This is a genomic window from Terriglobales bacterium (assembly GCA_035624455.1).
In the GTDB taxonomy this organism is placed as follows: Bacteria; Acidobacteriota; Terriglobia; order Terriglobales; family Acidobacteriaceae; genus DASPRM01.
The window spans coordinates 1-7,522 of the sequence record DASPRM010000100.1 but is presented as its reverse complement, the minus strand read 5'-3'; the positions used below and the strand labels follow the sequence as shown (position 1 = coordinate 7,522).

Here is a 7,522-nt window from a genome sequence, read left to right as displayed (position 1 = left end):
CGATCCGTCCCGTGCAGTCGCGGTGCGGATGAGCATTTTCTTCCGTGGGACGGCCGTGCGTAGCCCAGCGCGTGTGACCGATGCCGTAGGTGCCGTCAAGCGGCTTGAGCCGAACCGCTTCCTCCAGATTGCGCAGCTTGCCTTCCGCGCGGCGCACCTGCAGTCCATCGCCGTTACCGGCTACCGCGATTCCCGCTGAATCGTAGCCGCGATATTCCAGACGACGCAGGCCATCGATGATGACCGGCACCACTCTCTTCTTGCCTACGTAACCCACTATGCCGCACATCTGTCTGTCCCCCTGGCAACGGGCTCTTGCTGGCCACGCTGCGGGTTATTGTGAATTCGAATTTCCGAGAAACTACTGCTCAATGGAGTAATGGAACTCCTCGATGACGGGGTTGGTGAGCACTTCCCGAGCTATTTGCTCCACCTGCGCCTCGGCTTCCGTTTTGTCGATCCCGCCATTCAGATCGATCACAAAATACTTTCCCTGACGGACGCCCCCCACCGCTTTGTAGCCCATCTTATTCAGCGCGCCATGGATGGTCTTACCCTGCGGATCCAAAACGCTCTGCTTCAGCGATACATACACGTAGGCTTTCATTATTCTGCGACGATTATACAGCCGTAAGCTGCTGGAAGGTTTGAGCTTGGTCTTACCATTGTAATTACACAGGCAGTTACTTTCAGCGGGCGGCTCTTGACAAGGATGGGAGGTATCGGAGAATGCGAGCGCTTTGGGCACTAGCCTTCATTCTGAGTTGTGGGGTCGGGGCGATTACGCAAAGCAGAGCACAGAAGCTGGGCAACACGGTTCCGTCGACGGACACGGTGAACCCGCCCTGCAACCCGGCGATGCGCCACGATTTGGCACAGGAGATCGCCGACACCAACAAAGAAATCGGCGGAATGACCGCAAGGGCAACCATGCTGCGATCGAACGCCGGGATTGTCCAGGACAGCGCCGCCAGAAGCGCACTGCAGATCGATTCCGACCTCTGGCTCTCCCTCATCGCCAGCATGAGGCGGCGAGTAGATCGCCTGCAGTCCGGACTCGATAGCTGCGATTCCGGCAAGAAGGCTCCGGTTTCCGGCGATATCCCTGAACGTCAATAGCGAGTTGCCTACCTTTGCCTTCACAGGTGAGTACCAATCGTTGCGTGTCAACGGCTGATTGCTGAATGCTGACTGCTGACCTCTGCAGTTAATGCGGCGTCACCGAAGTCACCGTCGAGCAGGTCTGTCCTGGATTGAAGCGCACATCCACAAAGGTATTCATTGGAAAGAGATTGGTCTGGTTGCCACAGAATGTGAAATCCTGCGCCGAGCCGGAGTTGATCAGCGTGACCGCGGTGACGTTCACGAAGATTCCGCCGTCCCCTACGGCTGTGAAGTGAACAATGCTGACCACGCCGCTCGCCGCTCCGGGATTGAAGAAGCCCGAGACTCCAACAAAGCCACAACCGGTAAGCGTGAGCAAGAGGATCGCGGTCAGGATGCCGCGCATGGCTGGAACTCCTGGCAGATTGTAGCCCCAAAAGCGTATCCCTGGTTGCGCGGAACCAAACCGCTTCTCGCGCAATGCCATATCGGTGCAATTCGTCCCACCAGGAAATTTCGTCAACACACAGCCGGCCTTATCAGGCTCCACTCCGCGGGCATCCCCTGCCATAGACTTCAGTCCCGCCCGTGTGATAGGGTTTGCAAACCTTTTGTGGGGTGGGGAGACCCGCACTCAGACCTCCAGTTGATTACAAGGCTGTGTGCGAATTGCTCTCCGATCTGGTTCTTCTCTTTTCAGTGCGTGCCACTTCGGCTCGGGGTACCCAGGGCAATCCATCTTGGCCGGACCTGCGTACTTACTGTGTCTGTCATCCGTAACTTTCCCGGGAGTGGGGAATCTCAGGTGGGAATCGCGGTTCTGGAAGTTGAATTCATATCTGTGCAGTTAGGCTTTTTAGCTCGGCCCCGACCGAAGTGTCGCGGGAAATAGATGAACCTAACAACTTGAGGAGGAATAAACACATGAGCAAGTCGTTGAAGGCGTTGGTGGCGGGGGCGGCCCTGGCGGGTCTGCTCACAGGCACCAGCGTCCGGCTGCAGGCCCAGGATCAGAGCACCGATGCTGGCAAGAACTCTTCTCCCACAGCCAGCAAAGACAAGGCTGACAAGACCGAAAAGCACGCCTGCAAGGGCCAGAATTCCTGTAAAGGCAAAGGCGGATGCAAAGCGGGTGATAATGGCTGCAAGGGCAAGAATTCCTGCAAGGGCAAAGGTGGATGCGCTACCGATGGCTCCAAGCCGCCCTCACAGTAATCTGATCACGAACCAGTGTAGGGGTCGGGAATTCTTGTACCCGACCCTTTTTCCGGAATTCTAATCATTATGGCGGGGAACCGTTTCAACGCATTTAACGATTTAGGGATCGGCATCGGTCTGCGTATCCCTCATTACGACCATATCCTTACCAACAAGCCAGTGGTCGACTGGTTCGAAATCATCTCGGAAAATTACATGGTGGATGGCGGACGACCCCTGCATGTCCTGGACCAGATTCTGGAGCAGTACCGTGTAGTGCAGCACGGCGTCTCCATGTACTTTGGATCGGCGGAACCGCTGAACCGCGAGCATTTGAAGCGGCTCAAAACTCTGGTGAGGACGACGGGCACTCCCTGGCTCACCGACCATCTCTGCTGGGGCAGTGTGGATGGCACCTATAGCCACGACCTGCTTCCCATGCCCTACACCTTCGAAGCTGCCCGCATAACGGCGCAGAAGATTCGCCAGGTTCGCGATTTCGTGGAAGTCCCCATCGCTGTCGAAAACGTCAGCAGCTATGCCGAATTTCATGTTTCCGAAATGACGGAGTGGGAGTTCCTCTCCGAAGTCGTGGAGTTGGCAGATTGCGGCATTCTGCTCGACGTCAACAACATTTACGTGTCTTCCCGCAACCACAACTTCGATCCTTTCACCTACCTGAACAGTGTTCCCGCGGAGCGCGTTGCCCAGATCCACATCGCCGGTCACTCTAAATTTCAGAAATACATTCTGGATACTCACGATCACCCCGTAATCGATCCCGTGTGGAAGCTCTATGCGCGCGCCATCGAGCTCGCAGGTCCCACTCCCACGCTGCTCGAGTGGGACGACAACATTCCCTCGTTCGACGAAGTCCACGGCGAGGCGCTAAAGGCCAACCGCTTCGTCGGCGCACTGGTGGCGGCATCATGAAACTGGAAGAAATACAGCGTCGCGTATGTGAAGCGGTGATGACGCCGCTGACGCCCTCCGAGCGCAGCCGCCCCCGCACCAAGCGCGGCAGCTCCATGCGCAAGCTGGCCAACGAAATCATCAAGCCGAACGATCGCCTGACCTCGCTCGAGCGCCTGGAAATTTATAATCGGCAGTACTGGTTCCGCATTCTATCTGCTTTCAGCGAAGACTTCGTCGGACTTCGTGGCCTGATGGGCGAACGCCGCTTTGACCGGCTGGCGCAGGCGTATCTGAACGAGAACCCATCGACATCTTTTAGCCTGCGCAATCTAGGCTCGAAGCTGGAATTGTGGCTCAGGGCTCATCCCCAGTGGGTACATCCACGGGAGCCATTGGCCATCGACATGGTTCGACTTGAGTGGGCGGATATCGAAGCTTTCGATGGCGCCGCGGAGACTCCTCTCGGCCCCGAGGACCTGAAGAGCCTGAACGCGGATTCGACATTCGGATTGCAGCCCTACATCCAACTGCTGGATTTGCAGTATCCAATCGATGATCTACTGCTCTCCATCCGCAAGGGCGAAGACTACTACGACAAGGCCAGCAACGCGTTTGTGCGAAGGCGCAAGAGCTCGCGGCTGAAGTTCGGCAGTGTCAAGCGCGAGCCGGTTTTCCTGGCCGTTCATCGCCTCGACTTTTCCGTTTACTTCAAGCGCATCGATCGGGAAGCGTTTACCCTGCTGCGTGCGCTGCGCGAGAGTAAGACGCTGACCGAAGCCGCGGAACTCGCCTTCCGCGGAACCTCCATTCCCGAAAGTGAGACCGTCGAGCTCATTCAGCAATGGTTCCAGGACTGGGCCCGCTGGGGATGGTTCTGCCATTCAAATACTGCAGAAAAAGGCTAGAGCAAGATGAGCTCGTGGATAGGAAGCCTGGTCCGCGCATACGAGCGTTTCGTTCGCGTGCTGAATTACCTGCAGTGCCCTCTGCTTCTGGCTGTGCGTCTCTATTGGGGTTGGCAGTTCGCTCAGGACGGGTGGGGCAAGCTCAGCAACAACCCCAGGGTGACTGACTACTTTGCTAGTATTGGCGTGCCTCACCCTCATTTCACGGCCTACGCGGTCGCGCTGCTGCAGGTGGTCGGCGGAATCCTGCTCATCCTGGGACTCGCCTCGCGGCTGATTGCCCTTCCGCTCACCCTTAATATGGTAAACGCCTACTGGTTCGGCGATCGCGAGGCGTTGATGTCGATCTTCTCGAATCCGGGCAAGTTTTATGCCGCTGACCCCTACACATTTCTCTTTGCGTCGTTACTAATCCTCGTCTTCGGGCCGGGCAAGATTTCACTCGACGCCCTCATCAGATATTTCCTCAAGAAACGAATGAACCTTGAGGGTGCCCCACTTTGAGCAGGCGCAAAACCGCTAAGCGCGCTCAAGAACCTAGCCCCCCAGCCTATGCTGGGGGTAGCAAGTAGAACCAGTGAGAAGCCCGCGAAGCGGGGCGTAAGAGGTAACAGAGGCTCTTAGCGTCCTCCCCCCCGAGTGGAAGTATCTTGCGTTACAGTATCACCACGAATCTACGTAACGGTGTTTCAGATTACCCGATTGCCATTTACCCGATTCCCCGAACTCCCGGGCGCATCTTAATTGTCAGTGTGGCATTGTCAGTGTGGCGCGGGCACTCTTGCCCGCGAATGCTTGTGGTTATCAAAAGCGTAAGCGGGACAAACGCGACCGGTTCGAAAGGCTCGACTCCTGTCCCCTTCGCCGCTGCGCTTCGCGCTCTACCACGAAGCTTTTGCACGTCTTTATTATTGGTTCTCCTTACGTGTATGGCTTGCACCGGAAAGTCGGCGGTTGATCCCTTCCCCGTGCACATCGGCGGCGGAACCATCGATGTCGATTTCCAAGCTGCCGACTTTTCTATCGGGCAGGAAAAACTGCTCGCCTGGGTAAATGCAGCCGCAACTTCCGTTGAGACGTATTACGGACGCTTCCCCCTTTCCCATACCTCGCTCCACATCTGCTCCTTCTGGGGAAGTGGTGTTCGCGGCGGAAAAACCTTCGGACGAAACGATGGTGGCTTGATCTACATCTCCGTAGGCGATAAAACCAGTGAGTCTCAGCTCCACCAGGATTGGGAACTGACCCATGAAATGGTCCATCTCTCATTTCCCGACGTCGCCGACCAGCATCACTGGATCGAAGAAGGCATCGCCACCTATGTGGAGCCGATCGCCCGCGCCCGAGCCGGCTTTCTCGATCCTACTCAAGTCTGGGGCGACATGGTACGCGACATGCCGCAGGGTTTGCCGGAGGCGGGAGATCGCGGACTCGACCACACGCATAGCTGGGGCCGCACCTACTGGGGTGGCGCAATCTTTTGTCTGCTCGCCGATGTCGAGATTCGCAAGAGAACGCAAAATCGTAAGGGTCTCGAACACGCGCTCCGCGGCATTCTCAATGACGGCGGAAATATCACTCAGGATTGGACACTCGAGCGCGCTCTCGCCGCCGGAGACCACGCCACCGGCGTTCCCGTTCTCGAAGAGCTTTATCAGAAGATGAAAGACAAACCCGTCGAAGTCGATCTGGATGACTTGTGGAGGCAGCTCGGCGTGGAGCGCAGCGGAGGCCACACATCGTTCAACAACAGCGCCCCGCTGGCCGCCGTTCGCCAGGCCATCACAACCGGCGCGGCGGCGAAATAATTGGCAGTCTCAATCAGGCTTAATGGTGGTCATTCTGAGCGAGTACGGCTTTTCGTCACCCGTCTCCTCTCCCACCATCCGACGATCGCCGAACCCGTCACCAGCAGTGTGATTGTGCCGGGTTCGGGCACTGGCGCTGTGGGTTCGGGCGAAGGCCCGGTTGGATTTACACTGCCGGGCACAGGTGCGATCGGCAGAGGTGCAACCGGCGGCGTCACATCTGGTTTCTTTCCTTCTCCGCCCCCTCCTCCGCCCGGAGGCACAAAGAACGGCACGAACGGGGTGGCCGCACCCGATCCCGGTGGACCGACTGGGGGAAGCGGAAGGGTGGGCAACGTCCTGCCAAACTCAGGGATAAAGACAGGCAGAGGTGGATCGGGAAACTCAGGAAATTCCGAGGATGGCAGCCCCGCTGTGTCCAGCGCCTGCGGCGGAGGCTCGTGCGGCGCATGCGGCATGCGCGGCGCAAGCGAAACGCGATTGGCACAGCGGGTGCGCGCCAGGTTCACGCCATCGGTCAGAACGCTTTCTCCCCGTTTGAGCAGCACCGGGCGGCGAGTCCAATAGACACCATCTTTCAGGCGAAACGAAACGTACGCCTGGAGATCGGTTCTCAGCTGAATCATCCGCGCCTGCCCGACATGAAAATCAGAATAGTGCTGCGCCACCAGCGTGTCGGCGGCAATGGCGCGCTTAAGCGACTCCGCGCTGCGCACGCCGCCAGGTACTACCGAATAAGGATAGACCGCCGGCCCCGGTTCACCGCTCGCGCCATTCCACGAATAGCCCGCATCCGGGATGTTCGAGGATGATTCAGGAGATGCGGCGGCAATTCGCGCCGCCAATTGGGGCTTGGTGGGATTTGTAGTGATCAACGACTGGGGCCAAAGCAGGTGCCATGCCCAGTACGATTCTGCCAGCGCAGGAAGAATCAGTACGACGATAACCAGAAGAAAATACCGAGGACCCTTAAAGCCCCGAGACCCATATTTCAACATTTATTAGACCCGTAGCGGGGAAGCGCTACTGGAGGCGGAACTGGTCCGAGCGGCCTGATAAGGTCGGAAGCCCAATTCGGGAACCAGATCTGCATCCTTCGCAAGTTACCGTGCAATTGCCAGTCCACCAGAGGTCTCTGAAAAACGCCACTAAAACCCTGGACGTGGAAACTAGTGTGCAAACATTTGCACCAGATGTGAAGCAGATGGGACATCGTGTCGGACAGACAATCGGGCCTGTCTCCTGTTGAACGATCTGATCGCAAATAGAGTGTGCCTGAGATCCGTGTCGTTGCTGACGGCACTCGCTGAAGGACGGGCGGAGATTGAGTCGGAGTGGACGGCAAGAAAGCGTGAACGGGCGGAGGCAGACTCTGCCTAGCGTGGAACTGCCCCACTCAAGCCAAAAGCGGTGCTTGAGTGAGCCAACTGGCCGCGTAAACGGCTTCCCGAATTGAGCGGCTCCCCGATTTCTGACACACAGAGAAGGTTAGTTTCCGGCACAATCTAGTACCCAACAAAGGGGGATTTGCCGTGCGAAGGAAACGCTTTTCTGTGGAGCAGATCGTAGCGGTGCTGAAGCAGGCGGAGATGG

General features: G+C 57.5%; 10 protein-coding genes. 6 read left to right on the top strand and 4 right to left on the bottom strand.

What is annotated here, in order from left to right; all coding sequences use genetic code 11:
• Positions 1-289 (bottom strand): glutamine--fructose-6-phosphate aminotransferase (locus VEG30_11005; GenBank protein ID HXZ80449.1); only part of this gene is annotated, 289 nt, incomplete at its 3' end.
• A gap of 72 nt (positions 290-361) precedes the next feature.
• On the bottom strand, positions 362-607 hold the full coding sequence (purS, locus tag VEG30_11000) for a phosphoribosylformylglycinamidine synthase subunit PurS (protein HXZ80448.1): 246 nt from the start codon (positions 605-607) through the stop codon (positions 362-364).
• A gap of 122 nt (positions 608-729) precedes the next feature.
• Between purS and VEG30_10995 the strand changes: the two genes are divergently transcribed.
• The gene (locus VEG30_10995) at positions 730-1,119 is read left to right on the top strand and encodes a hypothetical protein (protein HXZ80447.1); all 390 of its coding nucleotides are present in this window, start codon (positions 730-732) and stop codon (positions 1,117-1,119) included.
• A gap of 88 nt (positions 1,120-1,207) precedes the next feature.
• On the opposite strand, the gene VEG30_10990 is transcribed toward VEG30_10995, so the two are convergent.
• The gene (locus VEG30_10990; GenBank protein HXZ80446.1) at positions 1,208-1,510 is read right to left on the bottom strand and encodes a hypothetical protein; all 303 of its coding nucleotides are present in this window, start codon (positions 1,508-1,510) and stop codon (positions 1,208-1,210) included.
• A 518-nt stretch (positions 1,511-2,028) separates the two neighbouring features.
• Between VEG30_10990 and VEG30_10985 the strand changes: the two genes are divergently transcribed.
• From VEG30_10985 to VEG30_10965, 5 genes are all read left to right on the top strand, one after another.
• Complete coding sequence (locus tag VEG30_10985) at positions 2,029-2,319, top strand: hypothetical protein (protein ID HXZ80445.1); 291 nt, start codon at positions 2,029-2,031, stop codon at positions 2,317-2,319.
• 69 nt (positions 2,320-2,388) lie between these two features.
• Complete coding sequence (locus VEG30_10980) at positions 2,389-3,234, top strand: DUF692 domain-containing protein (GenBank protein ID HXZ80444.1); 846 nt, start codon at positions 2,389-2,391, stop codon at positions 3,232-3,234.
• The gene (locus tag VEG30_10975; protein HXZ80443.1) at positions 3,231-4,121 is read left to right on the top strand and encodes a DNA-binding domain-containing protein; all 891 of its coding nucleotides are present in this window, start codon (positions 3,231-3,233) and stop codon (positions 4,119-4,121) included. Before VEG30_10980 ends, VEG30_10975 begins: the two co-directional genes overlap by 4 nt.
• A gap of 6 nt (positions 4,122-4,127) precedes the next feature.
• Positions 4,128-4,625, top strand: coding sequence for a DoxX family protein (locus VEG30_10970; GenBank protein HXZ80442.1), 498 nt, complete (start codon positions 4,128-4,130; stop codon positions 4,623-4,625).
• Positions 4,626-5,050: 425 nt separating this feature from the next.
• A complete protein-coding gene (locus VEG30_10965; GenBank protein ID HXZ80441.1) occupies positions 5,051-5,929 on the top strand; it encodes a hypothetical protein in 879 nt (292 codons plus the stop codon).
• 29 nt (positions 5,930-5,958) lie between these two features.
• Here VEG30_10965 and VEG30_10960 read toward each other — a convergent pair whose 3' ends face one another.
• The gene (locus VEG30_10960) at positions 5,959-6,927 is read right to left on the bottom strand and encodes a hypothetical protein (protein ID HXZ80440.1); all 969 of its coding nucleotides are present in this window, start codon (positions 6,925-6,927) and stop codon (positions 5,959-5,961) included.
• Between the last annotated feature and the right edge of the window lie 595 nt (positions 6,928-7,522).